This window comes from Paraburkholderia sp. JHI2823 (genome assembly GCF_038900695.1).
GTDB lineage: Bacteria > Pseudomonadota > Gammaproteobacteria > Burkholderiales > Burkholderiaceae > Paraburkholderia > Paraburkholderia mimosarum.
Window position 1 is genome coordinate 1 of sequence record NZ_JAYMRY010000267.1, and the last position, 448, is coordinate 448.

1 protein-coding gene is annotated in these 448 nt (G+C 64.3%); it reads right to left on the reverse strand.

What is annotated here, in order from left to right; translation table 11 throughout:
* Positions 1–292: AMP-binding protein (locus VSR34_RS38635; RefSeq protein WP_342965262.1), on the reverse strand; the 292-nt coding region annotated here is incomplete at its 3' end.
* Between the last annotated feature and the right edge of the window lie 156 nt (positions 293–448).

Sequence of the window (448 nt, forward strand, 5' to 3'; positions counted from 1 at the left end):
GCCGCGGGTTCAGCGTATGCAGCACGGAACCGGAGCCCGACACCGCGAAATACAGCTCCATGTGGCGATAGCCGTTCCACGCGAGCGTCGCGACGCGCTCGCCCTGGCCGACACCGAGCGTCGACAGCGCATTGGCCATGCGGCGCGCGCGCTGCGCGAGGTGCCGGTACGAATAACGATGGATGTCTCCTTCCACGCGTCGCGACACGATTTCCTGTTCACCGTGATGGCGCTCCGCGTGCGCGAGCAGCGCAGAGACCAGCAGCGGCTGCTGCATCATCAAGCCTTGCATCTTTCCGTCTCCTGACTGGTTGTGGCGTCTCGCGCCGGGCCTACGTTGCTGCACTGTCGAGACTCACCACTACCTTTGAATCCACTATTTCGACCGGGAAGGTCGTCACACTCAATCCGCCTGGTCCCGGCATGCAGCCCGTGCGCACGTCGAAGC